The following is a 19,461-nucleotide window of genomic DNA, read 5'->3' as shown; positions in this document are numbered from 1 at the left end:
ATTATATCCAAAGGCACCTTTTGTTCGAAACCTTTATCGATAAACTACGTAACAGCACCTATATTACCCTCGAGACGACACCCTCACGCTCTGCCCAGTTCGCTCCGACGATTGAAAAAATTGCCGCGCTAGGTTTGGATCAGCTCGTCGATGGCTTCAGCACCACCGATAATCCGCTGGCTAAACTCAAATACAACGCCCTCTTTGCCGCAATGAAGCTGCAAGATCGTTTTGGAAAACCGGCATTGGCGACGATGAGTATGCGCGATCGTAACCGTATCGCATTGCAATCCGATCTCCTCGGTGCCAACGAGTCGAATGTCCGCACGATTCTCGCCCTCACGGGTGACAGTGCCCACTACTCTGATCAGCCGCATGCCAAAGGGGTATTTGAGGGGAACAGTAAACTCCTCCTCGACATCATCACGACACTCAACAGCGGAACCGATATGGCAGAACAAAAGCTTCTTGCCCCAGTCCAAGAGATTTATCCTTTCGCCGTCATTGACGCCTATGCCAAAAGTGCTGCAACGCTGCAAAAAAAGATGACAAAAAAGGTAGCTCACGGAGCAATCGGCATCATCTCTCAACCTGTTTACGATCTCGAAAACGCTCAAAAGCTTTTAACAATGATGGAAGAAGCCAACCGTGAAAATAATGCAGAATGCGTTCTCATTTTGGGCTATTTCCCAATCACAAAACTCCGAACCGCCCGATTTTTGGATGAGAATGTTCCGGGAATTTTTGTACCGCACACGTGGGTCGAAGCACTTGAAACGGCGTCACTCATCAGCCCAGATGAAGAATATCGTATAGGATTTGAACTCAGCAAAAACCTTTTCGAAGAGCTCAAAGCGCTCCATCCGAAAATCCACATCATGACTGCCAATCAGTTTGAGTTAGCCAAGGCGATTTTGTCTTAGTAGTGAAATCTACACTGTGCCACAATGATGAGATCATTTTTGATCGTGTAGACGAGACGATGCTCCGCCGTAATCCGGCGGGACAAATAGCCCGATAAATTCTCTTTGAGCCGTTCAGGCTTCCCCAATCCCTCATCGGGGTTTCGACGTATATCTTCTAAAAGAATATTGATCCGTTTGAGTATCTTTTTATCGTTGTTTTGCCAATAGAGATAGTCTTCCCATCCGTGGGTCGAAAACGCAATCATCAACTCGCTATCTCACGGACAGTAAATTCACCGTTTTCGATCTCATCGATGGAATCCAGCAGTCGATCACGGTTTGTTTTCGACGAGAGCAGATACATCGTCTCTTTCATCGATGCATACTCTTCGTAAGAGATCAGTACCGCACTTTGGTTATCTTTGGTCGTAATAATGTACTCTTCACAGTCATTACAGACACTGTCAATCATGCTTCGCAGATTGTTGCGTGCCGCAGAATAAAACATGGCTTGCATCACACACTCCTTTTTTTGTCAATATATTGTCATTATGTCGAATAAATGTAGTTTTGTCAAGATGTTGGCAATATAAAAATATTATTTAAAAAAACTTCTCTTTTTTAGCAATAAATATACAATTGGCGATCCAAATATAATACGAATGATACGAGAAGGCATTCCCTCAAGTTCCTCAGTTGTCAGTAATGAAGGAAATAACAATGTAGATATATCCAAAAGTATAACTAGCACCGAAACTATTAAAAAAATCCACATAATCCATTTATTTGCTTTTTTTAGAAAATAGTTTATTACCCAAATAATCGGAATGATTGTTGAAGCAACCATTAAATAAATTAATGCAGCGATAAGATTATCATGACCACTTAACGTGTAGTTAACAATAACATTAACTATTAACCATATCCAAGTTAACCTCGTAACCCATATAACTTCTTTTGGTACTGTAACAGTTTGCATTTTTACATCTCAATCTAACATTTTTAATTAATTTATAATAATTATAGCCACTCAATGTTTATTTTACAATATATGACTTCCATTCTTGGTAAGCTTGTCCAAGCATGAATTTACCCTTCGACAAACACAGGGCGGATGGAGGAGGATACGGAAGATTTTTGAGCTAATTTCAGCCTCTTTTGGCTATAATCGATCATTATTAAATCCATGAAATGAGCTTTTATGATCGATGTAAAACTTCTCCAGAAAAATTTTGACGAAACCGCAGCAGCGCTGATGCGCAAAAAAGTCTCCGCTGATACCATCGCTGAACTAAAATCTGCCAATGAGACCCTCAAAAGCGCAAAACAATCCTTTGAAACCCTTCAAGCCAAACAAAATGAGTTGAGCAAACTTTTCGGACAATACAAAAAAGAGGGAAAAAGCACTGACGAGCTGAAAATCGAAGTTGACACCAATAAAATAACCCTAAACGATCTTTTGGAAGCACAACGTGCCGCTGAAGAAGCCCTCGATGCTATCATCATGCGCGTCCCGAATATCCCCGATACCGATGTACCTGATGGTGAAGATGAAGAGAGTAACGTCGAGCTTCGTAAAGTTCTCACCCCTCCGACCTTTGCATTCACTCCAAAAGAGCATTGGGAACTGGCAGAGAAAAACGGCTGGATCGATTTTGAGCGCGGTGTCAAACTTGCCAAAAGCCGCTTCAGTGTCGTCGGTGGGATGGGTGCACGTTTAGAGCGCGCGCTGATTAATTTCATGCTCGATTTCAACCGCGAACGGGGATTTGAAGAGTTTAGCGTGCCGATGCTCGTCAACCGCCGTGCATTGGAAGGAACAGGACAGCTTCCAAAATTTGAAGACGACCTTTTCAAAGTTGAAGAAGAAGAACTCTTTTTGATCCCGACAGCAGAAGTGCCTCTTACAAACCTTTTCCAAGATGAAATCATCAACGCTTCCGACCTTCCAATCAAGATGACGGGATACACCTCATGTTTCCGTAAAGAGGCCGGAAGCGGTGGACGTGATGTACGCGGTATGATCCGTCAGCACCAGTTTCACAAAGTCGAACTCGTCGCTATCACAACCCAAGATCAAAGCGATAAAGTCTTTGACGAGATGGTTGCGTGTGCTTCTGATCTCCTCTCAGCACTCGGCCTTCCACACCGCCTCGTCACTCTCTGTACCGGTGATTTGGGATTTGGTGCGGCACGAACGGTCGATCTTGAAGTATGGCTTCCAGGACAAAATACCTACCGTGAAATCAGCTCCGTCTCCAATACGCGCGATTTCCAAGCACGCCGTGCTCGCATACGCTATAAAGACGAAGGAAAAAATATCCTCGCCCATACTCTAAACGGTTCAAGTTTAGCAGTTGGTCGGACGATGATAGCTATTATGGAAAACTTCCAACAAGAAGACGGCTCGATTGTCATCCCTGCCGTATTGCAAAAATACCTCTAAAGGTTAGAGAGAGCCCATGGCTGAAGAGCAAGAAGAGATAATCATCATTGAAGAATCCGATGCCGCAGGTGTCGCGAAATCTGACGAAAGCACCAACGAAACTGCCGAGGAGTCACCCGGATCTTCTAAAAAGAAAAAGATGATTTTAATAGGTGTGGGTGTGCTTGTTTTACTGCTTTCGGCAGGTGGAGGAGCATTCTTCTTCCTCAAAGGACATGGTAAAGAAGGAGCTGCCGCTGTAGAATCAAACACAACTGAGGTAGCAACGGAAGAGATCATAGAACCCAGCGAATTAGAGAATATGATTGAGCGGGCGAACTATCTTTATGCCAACGGGAACGCAACCGAAGCGCTCAAACTGTATGAAAAAATTGCCCTCTATTCTGAAGCGATCAGTCAATATAATCTTGGTGTCGTTCAACTCAAAGAGGGGGAATTTGAGCAAGCTCTAAGCAATTTCAAACGCTCTATTGCCAGCAGTGAAAACCGATGTGTCAGTGCGATCAACGCCGCCGTATGCTGTTTAAATCTCAAGCGTGAAAAAGATTTCAACTACTACATCAATATGGCCCAAACGTATCTCCCGCAAGAGAGCAGTTCTCCGATGTACTCGTATTATTACGCACTCATCAACTATTACAAAGGGAACTATCTAGAAGCGCTTAGTGCCCTAAAACACCCAACAACCGATGAGTATCAAACCACTCAAAATCAATTGCGTACAAAAATCAGCTCACTCTTCGGCGGATATAACGATGCAATCAATGCAATGGAAAATCCATTGCAGGAACAAGATTCATTTACACTCGGTCTTTTATATGCCAATTTAGGAAATGTCGAAAAGGCCAAAAAATATCTTCACGATGCAATTTTACAAAACGATACGCCGATTCAAGAGAAACTTGCCTTGGCATTCGTCGATCTCAAAGCAGGTCAGCACCGTGAAGCTTCTGGGCTGATCAAAGAGGCAACCGATTTAAATGCCGATCTTGCCTACACACCGTATCCTCTTCGTATCTTTTTAAAACCCTCTTTGTACAATCCAGATGAATTACAACGCATTTATCGCGAACATAAACAAAACGATCAACCAAAAATCATCCAAACACTCTTTTATTTTGCTCCTTATAAAATTTTCAATGCAGATCAAACACTCAACTATATTCGCAAGGGTGCTGCGAACATGTATATTGACGATATTGCCGGAGCAAAAGAGTATCTCCAAACCAGTACACGTGCATCAAGCGTAGACTACGGTATTGCTCTAGCCGTACAAAAAGCATTGAAATTCCGGCTCCGAGATGCCAATCAACAGCTAAATGCCTTACTAAAACGTAATCCTCAGCACTCTATCTTGCATTATGACTTGGCGCTCACCTATGCTCAGCTCGGGGATACGCCAAAAGCGCATGAACATTTTCTTCGATCTTATCACCTGGATGCCAATAACTATATTGCCGGGATTTTCGCGATCATGAGTGGAAATTTGATCGGCAAAGACACCACCAAACTTTCTGCGATCATCAAAGAAAATCTAACTCAAGAGAGCGATAAAGAGGAGTTTGAACTGTATCGAACCCTTTTGGAAATTGCCCAAAACAATGTACCGGGTGCTTCAAAATGGCTCGATAAAAAATACAAAGAGCGTCCATTCTATCTTGCCCTAAATTTGGAAATTGCATCTGAAACCGGGCAAAAAGAAGAAGCACGTAAATATGCAAAACGTTTGGCTGCACTACAACCGAACGATATTTTGCCTCATTTGATGGTGATAGATACCCATTTCAGTGATCAAAAACCAAAAGCGTTTGCAGGTGCAGCAATCAACTATCTCAAAAAGATATCGTTTCATTACGACGATTTGTACTACGGCCCGCAGATTACACGTAATCGAATGATTTTAATGTCTGCTATGACCGGACAATTGGCCCCGCTTATTGAACGGCTTGAAACAAGACTACAAGTCACAACCGATCATACAACCGATATTATCGGTGCGTTAGCGCAATCGTATTTTTACAATCAAGAATTTGAAAAATCGTATTCGCTTTATAACCAGCTCATCGATACCCATAAAATCCGTGATGAAAAAACACTCTTCATGGGGGCATCTGCTTCCATCGGCGCGCGTCATTATGAGAATGCGATTGCTCTTTTGGAACTTTCGAAAATGCAAAATCCTACATATCCTGATACGCTGTATGCATTGTCACTCTTGTATATGCAAAGCCGAAATAATCCTGCCGCGGTTATTCAGCTTGATAAAATGGGAAATACGGGATTCAAATCACAAAATTTTGACTTTGAAATCGATACCGAAAAACTAGCCAAAGAGCCTAAAAACTATCACCCTCTGTGAAAAAGACGCCGCAACATATAAAAAGAGGCCCGTAAAGGGCCATAGAGCAGATATCCTGCCGCAAGAATAGCCATACCTTCGATCGGATAGACAAAAATACCCATCGCGACAGTAATAAAGCCGATTAAAAATCGGGTAAAGTGGAATGTCTTCACATTCATTTTTTTAAAACTCGGATAACGTATATTACTTACCATCAAAATTGCCAAAATCAACGCAAGAGGAAGAATAAAAACTTTATAACTGCTCAACGCATGATACCGCTCCATCACTAGGATAGCAATCGAAATCATAATAGCTGCCGTAGGGATAGGAAGCCCGATAAAAACACTCGGTTCAATCCGTGATGTGGTTACATTAAATCGTGCCAACCGAACCGCGCCGAAAATGATAAAAAGGGCACTGACGACGATACCGATACGTCCATAAGATTCACCCGCATACAGATAGAGTATAAAAGCAGGAGCTACACCAAAGGCTACGATATCCGCTAAGGAATCAAACTCTACGCCAAAATGGCTTGCCGTGTTCGTCAAACGGGCAACCCGCCCATCTAACCCATCAAAAATGAGCGCTAAAAAGATAAACCAGGGTGCAGAATCGAATGCCCCTTCCAAAGCTAATACAATTGCATAAAAACCGGAAAATATAGAAGCAGCGGTGAAAAAGTTTGGAAGAAGATAGGCGATCGGCGGAGGAGTTTGGCGCATCGTATTACGCCGCGTTTAAATATCCGATAACACTCTCGCCCGCACGAACCGAAGCTCCTGCATTAACCGAAACACGAGCAGTTGAGGGGAGATAAATAATACTACGCCCTTTTCCCAAAAACCCGTATCGCGCACCCTCTTTGAATTTTTGACTTTTTTCTAGTTCAATCCCGATCGGAAAACAATTTTGCTCACTGAGGTGTTCAATATAAATTTCATCCCCTTTTTTAGAGCGAAAAGAGATGACCGCTTTCTCATTCAATGTATCGGATAGCGGATTATAAAGCGGCAAAGAGGCACCACGACGAATTTTAAATCCTTCAACCTCAGAATCAAACGGAGCACGCAGCATCGAAACATCCCAAAGTGAATTCATGATCGTAATTTTTGACATTTTTTGCTCATCTACAACACTCTCTTCAATTGAAAGGACAATCCCATCAACACTGCTGATAACAGCATCCTCTTCTGCTTCATTAGTATTGCGTTCAGGGTTTCTGAAAATCATCAATACCGCAAGAAGCAATCCCCCGAATACAAATTGAAACAGATGCAGTCCCGTCATCGTAAAAAACAAAAACAGAGCGCCCAAAACGCCCGATAATAACCATCCTCGGTTTGAGAGGATAAACGTGTCATTTTGTATACTCATTTTTTGCTCCTATTCATCAATTACGGTTTTTGGACTATCCGGAATCTTTTTACGTGGCTCTAGTTTTGTTGGGATATTATGCTCTACCTCATAGGCTTCAATAATCTCGCGAACTTGTTCTCCTGAGATATTTTCTTTGGCATATAAAAGTTCAACAATTTTTTCAATCGCATCGCGATATTCTTCTAATCTGGCTTTTACCCGTTCATAATGCTCTTGAAGAGAACGTTTAATAAACGTATCCATATCTTCAGCCATTTTGTCACTGTATTCACGTGCCTGGGTCATACCGCCACCCAAGAAACTGCTGCGCTGTTTCTCAAGCACCATCAATCCAGCTACATCACTCATACCGTACATTTGTACCATTGCTTTAATGATATCGGTAGAGCGTTCCAAATCGTTTGCCGCCCCTGTAGAGATTTCACCGATAAATACCTCTTCAGCAGCCCGACCACCAAGCAATACATCCACTTCAGCCCATAATTCGTGGCGTTGCATCAAATACTTGTTTTCTTCTGGGGTATTGAGGGTATACCCAAGCGCTGCTAAACCGCGAGGTACAATGGAAACCTTTGAAACTTTTTTAGCCCCTTTGGTTGTCTCAGCCAACAGTGCATGACCGCTTTCATGATACGCCACGATCCGTTTCTCTTTTTCATCGATACGGCGGCTTTTTTTAGAAAGTCCGGCGATAGCACGTTCAACCGCTTCACGCATATCGGCTTGTCGAACGGTTTTTTGATTTTTCCGTCCCGCCAAAAGTGCCGCTTCATTCACGATGTTTGCCAAATCGGCACCTGCTAAACCTGCAGTAAGACGGGCAATCTCTTCAAGATCGACATCTGCGTCTTGCTTGACCCCTTTGACATGAACGTTGAGGATATCGATACGCCCTTGGAAATCAGGTTTATCTACCAATACCTGACGGTCAAATCGTCCCGGTCGCAACAATGCCGGATCAAGAATTTCAGGACGGTTGGTCGCTGCCAAAATGATAATCGGCGTATCCGTACCAAATCCGTCCATCTCTGCAAGAAGCTGATTCAGAGTTTGTTCACGTTCATCGTTACCGCCCATCACACCGCCGGCTGCACGACTTTTACCGATCGCATCGATCTCATCGATAAAGATAATAGAAGGGGCATCTTTTTTGGCTTGCTCAAACAAATCGCGAACACGCGCCGCACCCACACCGACAAACATTTCGATAAAGCTTGAACCTGAAACTGAGAAAAACGGTACTTCCGCTTCTCCCGCAACCGCTTTAGCCAAAAGCGTTTTACCTGTTCCCGGGCTACCGACAAGTAAAACCCCTTTTGGGATTTTCGCACCGAGTTCTACGTAGCGATCCGGGAATTTCAAGAAATCGACAATTTCATGAACCTCTTCTTTTGCTTCCTGTGCACCCGCAACATCATCAAACTTCGTTTTCGGTTTTTCAGAATTGATAAGTTTTTTTGAGTTACCCATTCCCAAAATTCCGCCACCCATATTCCGTTGCATACGACCGGCAAAAAACATCCAAATAGCGATGATGATCAAAAATGGAAACAACCATCCGAACATCTCGGTGAACCAGTTGGTTTCACTGAAACCGACATAGTTGATTTTTTTGGCATCAAGCAATGGGATCAAGGTCGAATCTTGTCCGACAATACGGGTTGTATACGCAACTTTTCCATTGCCGTCATTCCCGATTGCGCGGATATACGTTTGCCCGATAGAAACTTTTTCGACCTGTTTTTCATTGATCAAGCGTTTAAGATCAGCATAACTGATCTCTTGCGTACGGGTGACATTTTGCCCCGCTAGTTTGCCGGAAAGTTCATTTTCATCCCCGATTACAGCTTTAAAAAGGAGGATAACGACAATCGAGAATAATGCAAAAGTGATTAGAGGATTTTTATTGAAGAAATTACCGTTTTTATCCGGTGAAGAGTTTGGATTCGGTTCATTATTAGCCATATTATTCAGTTCCTTTTTGTGTTACGACAAGGGTTACCCATTCATTTTCAACAAAACGTTCAGTCAATTCAAAATTTTTATATGCACGAAGAACTTTTTCTTCGTATTTGTCCATAATCCCTGAAAGGATCAATACTCCGCCCGCACGTAGCCGTTTTCTCAAATCACTTGCAATAAATACCAATACATCCGCGACAATATTGGCAATGATCACATCATATGTTTCATTCGTTTCGTTAATAGGGCCTTCCCATAAACGGCGATAATCGATATTGTTTTGTGTGGCATTCACTATAGCATTTTCAACCGATAGAGGATCGGTATCGCATGCATCGACAATAGCACCTTTTTTAATTGCCGCTATTGCCAAGATTCCACTGCCACATCCGACATCCATCACTTCATCGCCATTTTTAACATATTTCGCAATACCGCGAAGGCATGATGCCGTAGTAGGATGGTGCCCCGTTCCAAAAGCGAGTGCCGGATCGATAGCGATATTTAACATCCCCTCTTTCGGAGCTTCCCATGTCGGGTGGATATAAAACGGATCGATTTCAACCGGAGCAATACCTTGTTGATATTGTGCGATCCAATCGTCATTTTTTTCTTTAGTGAGAGTCATTTCAACATCGATAACTTCGCCGACAGCACGTTGCAATGCTTCGGAGAACTGTTCGATCCCCCACATGACCGTTTCAAGATCTTCTTCACTTCGGATAATGAAACCCTCATCGATCTCTTCAAATCCAACCGGTAAAACATCAACAAGAAAATCACTAAAAAGTTCAAAGTGTGATGATGGTTTTACCACCAACATGTAATAGTGATCTTGCATTAACCCTCAGTACCAAGTACGGCAGCAAGTTTTTCTTTAAGGACTTGTGGAGTAAACGGTTTAACAATATAGTTATTTACACCCGCTTTTAATGCTGTAATAACTTCTGCTTTACCACCTTCTGTCGTTACCATAATAATTGGAAGATCAGTAAATCGTGCATCTGCACGTACTTTTTTGACCAATTCCAAACCATTCATTTCCGGCATGTTCCAGTCAGTGATCAACATTCCCATATCAGGGTTGCTATCAAGAACATTCCATCCTTGTAACCCGTCTTCACCTTCTAGAACGTCTTCATATCCGAGACGAGAAAGTGTATTTTTGATAATACGGCGCATTGTTGAGCTATCATCTACAACCAATAATTTCAAAGTATGTCCTTTAATTGATACATTTTTACAGAATTAATTCCCAATAATAACCTAACCAAGTTTGCGGGAAGTTTAAAAAAAGTTTTTGAGGTCAATTCTCCCCTCATAAAATGCTTTTCCAACAATGACACCGGATACTTCATTACTTGCTAACAAAGCATGAATATCGCTCTCATCTTTAACTCCACCGCTCGCAATGGTAGGTATCCCCGAAGCACGAGAAATTTCAAGTGTAAAATCGACATTTACGCCAGAAAGTGTACCGTCACGTCCAACATCGGTACAAATAATCGCTTCGACTCCGGCATCCGCAAAAGCGCGAGCCAAATCGGTCGCTTTCATGTTACTCACTTCACCCCAACCTTCAACCGCGACATACCCATCTATCGCATCGATACCGACAACGATTGGATATTTAGATGCCATTGATTTAACAAACTCCGGATCGCGAAGGGCGATAGAGCCTAAAATAAGTCGATCAATTCCCAACTCCAAATAGCGTTGAATTGTTGCTTCATCGCGGATACCGCCCCCAAGCTGGAGTTTGACATTGCAATTTTCACGGATTAAACGAATCTGCTCCAAATTTTTCGGCTCTCCCGCAAATGCTCCGTTAAGGTCTACCAAATGGACCCATTGTGCACCCATTTCTTCGAACGTTTTAACAAGCTCCCACGGGGTATCAGAGTAGATTTTAGCGCTCTCCATCAATCCTTTGGTGAGGCGTACCGCTTTGCCGTCTTTTAGATCAATCGCCGGAAAAATAGTCATAATTCATACATCCTTTTAGAGGTTAATAAAATTTTTGAGAATGGTGAGCCCATTTTGGTGGCTCTTCTCAGGATGGGGCTGAATTCCCATTACGTTTTCGTGTGCCACAGCACTCGTAAACCGGTACCCATAGACCGATTCGCCTATGGTATCCGCCGCATTTGCTGTCAGAGCATGATACGAGTGGACGAAATAGAGATAATGAGCTTCATCCAACCCGCTAAACAACGGATGCTCTTTGGTAAACATTCGATTCCATCCCATATGAGGGACTTTCAGCGGTGTGTGAAAGCGGCTGGTGTCAAACGCGACGACTCGCCCCTCAATCAAACCAAGCCCTTCGGTAAGTCCGAACTCTTCGCTTGAGTCAAACAACAACTGCATCCCCAGACATATCCCTAAAAGATATTTTCCGCTTTTGGCATACTCACGAACCGCCTCATCCATACCGCGTTCGCGCAAATGTTCCATCGCATCACCGAAAGCCCCTACCCCCGGTAAAATAATACGATCGTATTGAGCTAATTTATCCGGGTTCGACTCAACAACCACTTTTTCTCCGAGCAGATCAAAAGCATTTTTAACACTGGCCAAATTGCCCATGTTATAATCAACAATAGCTATCAACGACGTTCTCCTAAGTTGGTAAAGCGGATATAGATTGCAAGCCCCACTAAAAGCATTGAAACCCCTCCGATAATGTAAATCGCATTGGCCAACATATCCGGTTCGGTCATCGCGAATTTAAAGACAAGCATGAGTGCTTCGATAGAAAGGGCGATAATGATAGAGCCCAAAAATCGTACCATGGTTTTATGGATACTTGAATCGGGGTCATGTTTGGGACGCCCTAAAACTTCCTCTTCAAAGAGAGTTTTGACCAAATCCAGTATCGCCAAAGATAAGGTGAGCAAAATCGTCGCTTCAAAGACATCTTTGATCTCGATCTTATCGTATTGCCCCATCCCGTATGCCAAGAATCCCTCAATCCCTTTGACGAATAGCAGCAGTGATACCAAAGCCAACACAACGGTAAAAGCCCCGTATGCTACTCTAAAAAAGCGCCCTGCCGTCGATTCAAGCGCCATTGGATGAGCAATTTTCAATACTTCCGCTAAGGGCATATCGATACATGCGACGTAAACGATTTCACCATTCTCATCAAAAATAGGCTCGGATGCCGTAACGGTGAGTTCATCATTGAGCAAAGAGGGATACGGATCGGTGATCGTACATCGTCTCTCATGCATCGCACGATAATAATAAGCTCTCGTTGAACGGCTTATCCCTATATCTTCTTCTTTTTTTCCATTTTTAAGATACGTTGGAGAGACCTGATTTCCGGCTGCATCGAGTAAATAGGCCGCTTCAAGTCCTTGCAAATCACCCCGAATTTTCAATAACCGAGCGGTCAATGTTTCTATCGAAACAGAAGGGAGATGATTTGGAAGATTTTTATGGAAAAGATAACAAAAATAAGCACGCGCTTTCGGACGAATTTCAGCAAACTGTTGAATGTCTTGAACAACCATATTTTCTAATTCCTTCTCCCATATATTTTGATAGTGATTGTAGCTTAGTTGCGCTATAGTTACGCTTATGAATTCAGCCAAACTTCGTATCGCTATTGTTCGCCTCAGTGCATTGGGAGATATCGTCAACACCGCTGTAGCGTTGCAAATCGTGTACAAATACTATCCGAATGCACAGATCGATTGGTATGTCGAAGAGGCGTTTGCACCGATACTGCAGAATCATCCTCTCATTCATGAAGTGATTCGTGTCCCTATCAAACGGATTAAAAAAACCAAAAACTTTCAGCTTCTTCGAGAGACTATCCGAAATCTCCGATCCCGTGAACGTTACGATCAGATCATCGATGCCCAGGGGCTTCTAAAATCGGCTATTGTAGCTTCTCTCATCAGGGGAAAAGTGCACGGATTTGATCGAAACAGTATCCGAGAAAAATTAGCTGCAGTGTTTTACGCTACTACCTCTAGCGTACCCTATGAAATGAATGTGATCAAGCGCAATGTTCTCGTAATTACCGAAGCATTGCATATCCCCTACAACGAAAACGATATTCTCCAAAAAGAGCCCCTCTTTGTCCAAAAAGAACGCCCCTCTTTCCTCAAAGAAGAAGAAAAAAATATAGCTTGTGTGATCGGTGCGTCCTGGCCAAGCAAATGCTATCCGAAAGAACAATTTGCCACTCTTTGCTCGACATTGCCACATCCGATCTATCTCATTTGGGGAAGCGAAGCAGAACGGCTTGATGCACAGTGGATAGCAGAACATACCACTAATGCCATCGTCGCACCCAAAATGACCCTCAGTGAGCTGGTCAATTTTATCTCCCATTGTAATCTGATCATTGGAAACGATACCGGACCGACCCATATGGCTTGGGCGATGAATCGCCCTTCGATAACGCTATTCGGTCCAACGAATGAGCGGATGATCTATCCGACAACGATAAATCTAGGTATAAAATCTCCCTCAGAGGTTAATATCCTCAAAATCAATCGGCACGATTTTAGTATCCGTCTCATATCCCCTGAAACCATCTCTCGAAAGGCTCAAGAATTATTATGATCGGATTTCGTCTTTTTTTACTATTGGACTCACTGCTAATGGCTCTTCCTGCACGATGGCGCAAAAACTTTTTTATTTTTTTGGCATATCTCGCATGCAGTTTAGATCGAAAGCGAAAACGGATCATTCACCAAAACCTTAATTTTGCTTTCCAGGAGGGCTTGAGTGATGCTCAACGTACCGAAATCGAGCGCTATTGTTATAAAAATCTTGCATTGAATTTTTTGCAAGTAATGGAAAACCGACGAAATACCCAAGCGGACCTTCGCAGTAAAGTGACGTTTAAAAACAAAGAGGTAGTGGATCGTCTGCTAGAGCAAAAAAAGGCGATTATCTTTATCTCTGCCCACTACGGAAATTGGGAGATCGGAGCAACAGCCCTGGCCGATTTGATCACCCCGACCCTCTCTATTTACAAAACACTCAATAACAAAGCATTCGAACCTTATTTGCTCGAAGCTAGAACCAATCACCGGATGGATATGTATGAAAAATCGGGAGCGTTGAAACATCTCTCCAGAGCGCTCAAAAAGGGAGAATCTGTCTCCTTGATGATCGATCAGGCTAGCAATGCACGAAGCGGTGTCAAAGTTGATTTTTTCGGCCATCCGACCTATCATTCTTCCACACCCGCTATATTGTCACGCAAATACGACGCCCCTATCGTAGGGCTATACATTTATACCGACGATGAAGAGAACTATACCATTACGTTTGAAGAACCGATTGAAGTCAAAGGGGATGATGAAGCCTCTATTGTCGCAGCCACCCAGCGTCAGGTTGACGCACTCGAAAAAGTGATCCGAGCGAACCCTAAATTTTGGTTCTGGTGTCACAAACGGTGGAAAGAAGAGTACAAAGAAATTTATGCGGGATAAGCCTCTTTTAAAGCGTCATAGAGCTCTTCGGGACTCATATCCGGATTCAGTTCCCACGCATTTTTCATCACTGCATTATCTTCCAAACCATTCCAGATTTTAATGTAGCTTCCCTCTTTATAACCGTGATCCTGACGGAATTGGTTGAGGATGTTTTTACCGACATACAAGCGGTACAGTTCCGTAGCGTTTAGTGCTCCCAAATACGCTAAGTCAAAAAACTCCTCGACCAAAGCCCCTACCATCTCCGCCGAAACAGGGATCAATGAGAGGCGCATAACATTCTCGATTCTTGTCATCAACAGCACATCACTTCCGAATGTAAGGGGAATCGAAGTATTGAGTTTTTGGTATTCAGGCGTTTGCGACATACGCTCTGAAAGTTCCTCAATACTTTCGGCTTTGTTCGAAAATTCCAAGACCAAACTCATCACAAAATGCCATACATCGACAATCTCAATTTGAAGGTTATCGTAGTCGGTCGGCTGAGCAATACTTTTCCAATGTTTCCAACCGAAGGAATCAATCATCTCCGCCGATTCCATGTAGATGCATCGGCGCCAGTTGATCGGTTTGCCATCTTTGGTGACCCCTTTTTCCCATCCTGTGCCGTTGGTCGCATCATTTAATTTTTGTTGTAATTCAAGCATACAGAGTAATTTATTCATGGCTATCCTTTTCAAAGTCTCAAATTATAGGTAAAATTTCCTATGCAAAAAATTATCTGTCAAAAATGTATTCACTATTTTGTTACCTGGGAAGCACATCAGCCGCACGGATGCAAGGCATACGGTTTCAAAAGTAAAATGATCCCCTCCATGGTTGTCCAAAGTTCGAGCGGAAAGCCATGTACTTTATTTCAACTCAAAGCCCCCGTTTCCAAGTAATCTTTTTTCCGAATCCTAGGGTATTATCGGTCATCTTCACATCATCAAGCCGAATAGACCAAAGAGTCGGATTCATAACTCGGGCATAAGGGAATGCTTTGAAATAGAGACTTTTCAGTGTGTCCGGACACGCTTCGATCTCTCCGCTAAACTGTATCCCCTGAATTTTCCCTACCGTTTTGGTCTCCAGCGCAACCGTCCCTGCGACATGGGAATTTTGCAGAGCATTTCGCATATGTTCTGTCGTCTCCTCAGAGGCTACAACAAACGATATACTATGCGGGTCATACGCATAAAACATCGAACAGCACCACAGTCTCTCTCCCATTGTGGCAAGACTAAGCAAGTGATGCTGGCAAATAAACGATTCAATTTTTTCGATCATGGTCCAATGCCCGCCCTAACTTCTCTAATGCATCAGCCAATACAGATTTCGGAACCGCGAAATTGAGCCGCATAAAGCCCGATCCTTCTTTGCCGAAGCTAAGCCCAGGACTCAATCCGAGATGTGCTTTTTCGACAAAAAAGGCTCTGAGTTCACGATCCCCCAATCCAAGTCCTCTGCAATCCAACCATGCCAGATAGGTCCCTTCTGGAGGGTAGAATCGGATTTGTGGATAGTTGATGATCCACTCTTCGATCATACGAATATTGGCGTACAAATGCTCTAAAAGTTTTTGATGCCACACTCCACCCTCGCTGTAGGCCGCGTCAAAAGCGACATGAGACAACACCGCCCCCTCACCAATATGGATACGATGCGCCTCTTGCATATACGCTTTTCGGATCGTCTCATCGGCAATGCACACCGTCGAAATCGAGAATCCAGCCATATTGAACGTTTTCCCAGGTCCCATCAAAGTGATTGTATTCTCTAACAAAGCAGAGGATAACGTTGCCAGAGGGATATGCTTATGCGGAGCATATACAATATCAAAGTGAATTTCATCACTGATGATACGGATACCGTTTTTCAAACACCATGCCCCAAGTGCACTCAATTCATCACGGCTCCATACCCTACCAATCGGATTATGAGGCGAACAGAACAATAAAAGTTTTGTTTTAGGGGTAGTCTGAGTAGTGAGATATTCCAGATCGAAGTGGTAGATTCCTGAGCTATCTTGTTTCAGCGAATGGAGAATCAATGCACGGTTATTCTCTTTGACCATCGAGTAAAATGGAGGATAGACCGGATCCATAACGATCACCTCATCCCCCTCTTCACTCAAAGCTCTGATCGCACATCCGATCGATGCAACTACCGAGGGGGAGTAACTGAGCCACTCTCGTTTCATCTCAAAACCGTGATGATCCGATACCCAAGAGATCTGTGCCCTATACGCACTGTCGCTCATGATCTCATAGCCAAGTATCGGATGTTCTAATCGTTTTTTCACTGCATCAATCACACATTCAGGCGTTGCAATGTCCATATCGGCAACCCATAGCGGCTGAACCGCATCGGTATGAAAAAGCTTTTCTCTCAATACATATTTTTCGGCGTTGCTCAAAGAACGATCGATAAAGCGAAACTCATCCATATCGTTTTTTCCATGTATCAAACATCCGCTCTATCCGCGCATATTTTTCAGTTTCATTCTCTCCCTCGCCGATGACATACCGAAATCCCGCATGCTGGATAAAATGTCGACGGAAAGCGTAACGTGACTCTCTCATGATCTCATTTCCGGTAGAGATCCACGATCCCCCTTTGATGAGATTGTGTTTCCCATCAAACGTCGGGAGCGAAAAATCATCATACCACGGATGGGTAAAGAACCCATCATACGCATCCATCTGAGTTTGTGTCCACTGCCATACGTTCCCGACAACATCATACAGATCTCCGTGTGCAAAGGTATCTACAGGGACAGATGAAGCTGCATGGGCGAGATTGATATTGGCACGTTGATCATCAAAGATCGCCTCATTCATACCGCCTGCATTCACCATCGCTCTCCATTCTGCTTCGGTAGGGAGACGATACGTCTGTCCATCTTGTGCACTTTTCCATCGGCAAAATGCTTCTGCTTCGAGCGCATTCACCTCAACCGGCCAGTTGTAGGGCATCTCGATCTCTTGGCTCAACGTTCGGAGTTTGTAGCATCCATCCTCTTGCAATACCCAAAACGGCGGACATGTCGCTTTGCGTATCTCTAAATAGCGCAATCCCTCTTCATCCCACCAGCGGCTAATACCGTATCCGTTTGCAGCAACGAAATCCATAAACTCGCCATTACTGACCAAATATTTGGAGGTTTGAAACTCTTCAACACGTATTGTTTGCTCACCGTATTCGTTGTCCCATCCATAGAGTCCAAGGTTTTCAGCGCCTTTGCCCATACTCACCACGGAAGCGGGGAAATCAATCAACGTATTCTCCAAGGCGTCCCCTTGTACAGGACATATCGGAAAATCCGCATGCGAGGCTACAAACTCCAGCGGCATCTGACGGTGCAATACACTGGAAGTCTCGATATGAATCCTCTCATGCTCGATCCCCATCCATATCGCCCACAATGGATCACTTTGAATAATCGGAAGAGTCATCGGAAGAGTCATAATCATCTCATCAACCAATTGACGCACTTTCTGTCGATAGGCTCGGACATCATCCAATGCAGGCCATGTCAGCGAATCACTCGACGCATCCCATGTCATCTCATCCACACCGACAGCAAACAACTGCTCAAAGTGAGGATTAACCCTCTCTTTGAGTGCCCCCGAAGCAACCAGTTTATTGATATAAAAAATCGCCGTATGACCATAATAAAAAATCATCGGATGACGGGTCGGTTCGGATTGCAGGTAATAAACATTATCGTTTTTAAATAATTCAAACAATGATTCAAACAGATCAAAACTTTGATGAAAATACGCTCTCAATTCTGAACGTTTACCCTCGACGTCAGTTCCATCTAAACGTACCGATCTCATTTGCTTTTGCAACACACTTTTATCCTTAGAAGCATTATGAGATATTTTATCCAATTCTATTTATGATTCTGATTCCTCTGAAAATTTATAATTGTTTTTCCCGCCGTTTTTTGCTTCATACATTGCTTTATCGGCTTGTTTAATCATTGTAACGGCTTCCAACGCATTATCCGGAAATACGCTGATTCCAATACTGACCCCTACTGTGATCGTTTGCTTATTAATGATAAAGGGTTCATTCAAGGTATTGATAATCGTTCTAGCTATTTTTTCAATATTTTTAGTATCTTGGGCACCGGGGAGCAATATGATAAATTCATCTCCGCCCAATCGGGCTACCGTATCGCTTTGCCGAACAGCGTTGCCAAGCCGCAATGCCACATTTTTCAAAAGCTGATCACCCATATCATGCCCATGGCAATCATTCACCCCTTTAAAACCGTCAAGATCCAAAAACATGATAGCTACCATTGCCTCTTTTAATCGTGCTTCATTAAGCGATTGTTCCAAAAAATGCATCAACATTTTGCGATTCGGCAAACCGGTCAAAGCATCCATATGAGCTTCCATTTCTAATACATCGACCGGCGTTATCATGTGCTTTGTCATTCTTAGCGATAGGATCAATCCGATCAAAAATATGATCAAAACGGTTGATAAAATACTATTTCGAATAATATCTAATGCCTTAAAAGCTTCAGATTCATCGATTTTTGCAACCATTCCCCATCCGACAATCGGAACATATCGCCATGCGGCAAGAACCTTTACCCCACGATAATCAATCGATTCTCCACTACCTACATGACCGGTTGCACCTAAAATAGCAGGTCGACCTAGCGTCCCATGGATTGGGACACTCCGTTTCATACCCGAATTTGGATCATGTCTCAACGGATTTAAAAATATAACCTTATCTCCGATTTGCTTGCCTAAAAGTGTTTCACCGCTCTCTCCTAATCCGGAATAATCTTGTATCTGATTAAAAAATAAATTAGCCGAAAATTCGATAACGACAACGCCAATCAATTTATTATCATAATCCAAAATAGGGGCAGAAGCTGAAAATAAATATCTTTTTTCACTATCAGTATTGCAAGAATTCGAACACACTTGATACATCTCTGAAAAATATATC

General features: G+C 43.2%; 21 protein-coding genes. 5 read left to right on the top strand and 16 right to left on the bottom strand.

The window, feature by feature from the left end; translation table 11 throughout:
* The first annotated feature begins 20 nt into the window (after window positions 1-20).
* Window positions 21-923: a methylenetetrahydrofolate reductase gene (locus CJD30_RS09195; protein ID WP_294918492.1), complete on the top strand. Its 903-nt coding sequence runs from the start codon at window positions 21-23 to the stop codon at window positions 921-923.
* Here the strand turns inward: CJD30_RS09195 and CJD30_RS09190 are convergent.
* From CJD30_RS09190 to CJD30_RS09180, 3 genes are all read right to left on the bottom strand, one after another.
* On the bottom strand, window positions 920-1,171 hold the full coding sequence (locus CJD30_RS09190; RefSeq protein WP_294918491.1) for a Txe/YoeB family addiction module toxin: 252 nt from the start codon (window positions 1,169-1,171) through the stop codon (window positions 920-922). The two genes, CJD30_RS09195 and CJD30_RS09190, sit on opposite strands and share 4 nt — an antisense overlap.
* Entirely contained in the window at window positions 1,171-1,422 is a 252-nt protein-coding gene (locus CJD30_RS09185; RefSeq protein ID WP_294918490.1) for a type II toxin-antitoxin system prevent-host-death family antitoxin, read from the bottom strand. Before CJD30_RS09185 ends, CJD30_RS09190 begins: the two co-directional genes overlap by 1 nt.
* A gap of 81 nt (window positions 1,423-1,503) precedes the next feature.
* Entirely contained in the window at window positions 1,504-1,884 is a 381-nt protein-coding gene (locus CJD30_RS09180; protein WP_294918489.1) for a hypothetical protein, read from the bottom strand.
* 222 nt (window positions 1,885-2,106) lie between these two features.
* Here CJD30_RS09180 and serS point away from each other — a divergent pair, with 222 nt between their 5' ends.
* Both serS and CJD30_RS09170 read left to right on the top strand, forming a co-directional pair.
* On the top strand, window positions 2,107-3,351 hold the full coding sequence (gene serS, locus CJD30_RS09175; protein ID WP_294918488.1) for a serine--tRNA ligase: 1,245 nt from the start codon (window positions 2,107-2,109) through the stop codon (window positions 3,349-3,351).
* A 16-nt stretch (window positions 3,352-3,367) separates the two neighbouring features.
* Complete coding sequence (locus tag CJD30_RS09170; protein ID WP_294918487.1) at window positions 3,368-5,710, top strand: tetratricopeptide repeat protein; 2,343 nt, start codon at window positions 3,368-3,370, stop codon at window positions 5,708-5,710.
* On the opposite strand, the gene pssA is transcribed toward CJD30_RS09170, so the two are convergent.
* The 8 genes from pssA to CJD30_RS09130 all read right to left on the bottom strand — a co-directional run bounded on the left by pssA (window position 5,698) and on the right by CJD30_RS09130 (window position 12,555).
* Window positions 5,698-6,420: a CDP-diacylglycerol--serine O-phosphatidyltransferase gene (gene pssA, locus CJD30_RS09165; RefSeq protein ID WP_294918486.1), complete on the bottom strand. Its 723-nt coding sequence runs from the start codon at window positions 6,418-6,420 to the stop codon at window positions 5,698-5,700. The genes CJD30_RS09170 and pssA overlap by 13 nt on opposite strands.
* A gap of 4 nt (window positions 6,421-6,424) precedes the next feature.
* Window positions 6,425-7,072: a phosphatidylserine decarboxylase gene (locus CJD30_RS09160; RefSeq protein ID WP_294918485.1), complete on the bottom strand. Its 648-nt coding sequence runs from the start codon at window positions 7,070-7,072 to the stop codon at window positions 6,425-6,427.
* A gap of 9 nt (window positions 7,073-7,081) precedes the next feature.
* Window positions 7,082-9,040 carry an ATP-dependent zinc metalloprotease FtsH gene (gene ftsH, locus CJD30_RS09155; RefSeq protein WP_294918484.1) on the bottom strand — a complete coding sequence of 653 codons (1,959 nt, stop codon included), beginning with the start codon at window positions 9,038-9,040 and terminating at the stop codon, window positions 7,082-7,084.
* Window position 9,041: 1 nt separating this feature from the next.
* The gene (locus CJD30_RS09150; protein WP_294918483.1) at window positions 9,042-9,878 is read right to left on the bottom strand and encodes a 50S ribosomal protein L11 methyltransferase; all 837 of its coding nucleotides are present in this window, start codon (window positions 9,876-9,878) and stop codon (window positions 9,042-9,044) included.
* Window positions 9,878-10,252, bottom strand: coding sequence for a chemotaxis response regulator CheY (locus tag CJD30_RS09145; protein WP_294918482.1), 375 nt, complete (start codon window positions 10,250-10,252; stop codon window positions 9,878-9,880). The genes CJD30_RS09150 and CJD30_RS09145 overlap by 1 nt, the downstream gene beginning before the upstream one ends.
* A 72-nt stretch (window positions 10,253-10,324) precedes the next feature.
* Complete coding sequence (gene hisA, locus CJD30_RS09140) at window positions 10,325-11,023, bottom strand: 1-(5-phosphoribosyl)-5-[(5-phosphoribosylamino)methylideneamino]imidazole-4-carboxamide isomerase (RefSeq protein WP_294918481.1); 699 nt, start codon at window positions 11,021-11,023, stop codon at window positions 10,325-10,327.
* A gap of 15 nt (window positions 11,024-11,038) precedes the next feature.
* A complete protein-coding gene (gene hisH, locus CJD30_RS09135; RefSeq protein WP_294918480.1) occupies window positions 11,039-11,650 on the bottom strand; it encodes an imidazole glycerol phosphate synthase subunit HisH in 612 nt (203 codons plus the stop codon).
* On the bottom strand, window positions 11,647-12,555 hold the full coding sequence (locus CJD30_RS09130; RefSeq protein ID WP_294918479.1) for a PDC sensor domain-containing protein: 909 nt from the start codon (window positions 12,553-12,555) through the stop codon (window positions 11,647-11,649). The genes hisH and CJD30_RS09130 overlap by 4 nt, the downstream gene beginning before the upstream one ends.
* A 67-nt stretch (window positions 12,556-12,622) precedes the next feature.
* On the opposite strand from CJD30_RS09130, the gene waaC reads away from it, so the two are divergent.
* On the top strand, window positions 12,623-13,618 hold the full coding sequence (gene waaC / locus CJD30_RS09125) for a lipopolysaccharide heptosyltransferase I (RefSeq protein ID WP_294918478.1): 996 nt from the start codon (window positions 12,623-12,625) through the stop codon (window positions 13,616-13,618).
* Window positions 13,615-14,496 (top strand): lipid A biosynthesis lauroyl acyltransferase, encoded by an 882-nt coding sequence (locus CJD30_RS09120; RefSeq protein ID WP_294918477.1) that lies wholly within the window; start codon window positions 13,615-13,617, stop codon window positions 14,494-14,496. The genes waaC and CJD30_RS09120 overlap by 4 nt, the downstream gene beginning before the upstream one ends.
* On the opposite strand, the gene CJD30_RS09115 is transcribed toward CJD30_RS09120, so the two are convergent.
* From CJD30_RS09115 to CJD30_RS09095, 5 genes are all read right to left on the bottom strand, one after another.
* Window positions 14,484-15,164, bottom strand: a complete 681-nt coding sequence (locus tag CJD30_RS09115) for a dUTP diphosphatase (RefSeq protein WP_294918476.1) — start codon at window positions 15,162-15,164, stop codon at window positions 14,484-14,486. The two genes, CJD30_RS09120 and CJD30_RS09115, sit on opposite strands and share 13 nt — an antisense overlap.
* A 196-nt stretch (window positions 15,165-15,360) precedes the next feature.
* The gene (locus CJD30_RS09110) at window positions 15,361-15,768 is read right to left on the bottom strand and encodes a pyridoxamine 5'-phosphate oxidase family protein (RefSeq protein WP_294918475.1); all 408 of its coding nucleotides are present in this window, start codon (window positions 15,766-15,768) and stop codon (window positions 15,361-15,363) included.
* Complete coding sequence (locus tag CJD30_RS09105; protein WP_294918474.1) at window positions 15,752-16,927, bottom strand: pyridoxal phosphate-dependent aminotransferase; 1,176 nt, start codon at window positions 16,925-16,927, stop codon at window positions 15,752-15,754. Before CJD30_RS09105 ends, CJD30_RS09110 begins: the two co-directional genes overlap by 17 nt.
* Window positions 16,920-18,338: a 5-histidylcysteine sulfoxide synthase gene (gene ovoA / locus CJD30_RS09100; protein WP_294918473.1), complete on the bottom strand. Its 1,419-nt coding sequence runs from the start codon at window positions 18,336-18,338 to the stop codon at window positions 16,920-16,922. Before ovoA ends, CJD30_RS09105 begins: the two co-directional genes overlap by 8 nt.
* Before the next feature lie 45 nt (window positions 18,339-18,383).
* On the bottom strand, window positions 18,384-19,461 hold a 1,078-nt coding region (locus CJD30_RS09095; RefSeq protein WP_294918472.1), incomplete at its 5' end, for a sensor domain-containing diguanylate cyclase.

This window comes from Sulfuricurvum sp. PD_MW2, assembly GCF_002633015.1.
Classification (GTDB): Bacteria; Campylobacterota; Campylobacteria; order Campylobacterales; family Sulfurimonadaceae; genus Sulfuricurvum.
This window is presented reverse-complemented; position numbering and strand designations above follow the sequence as displayed.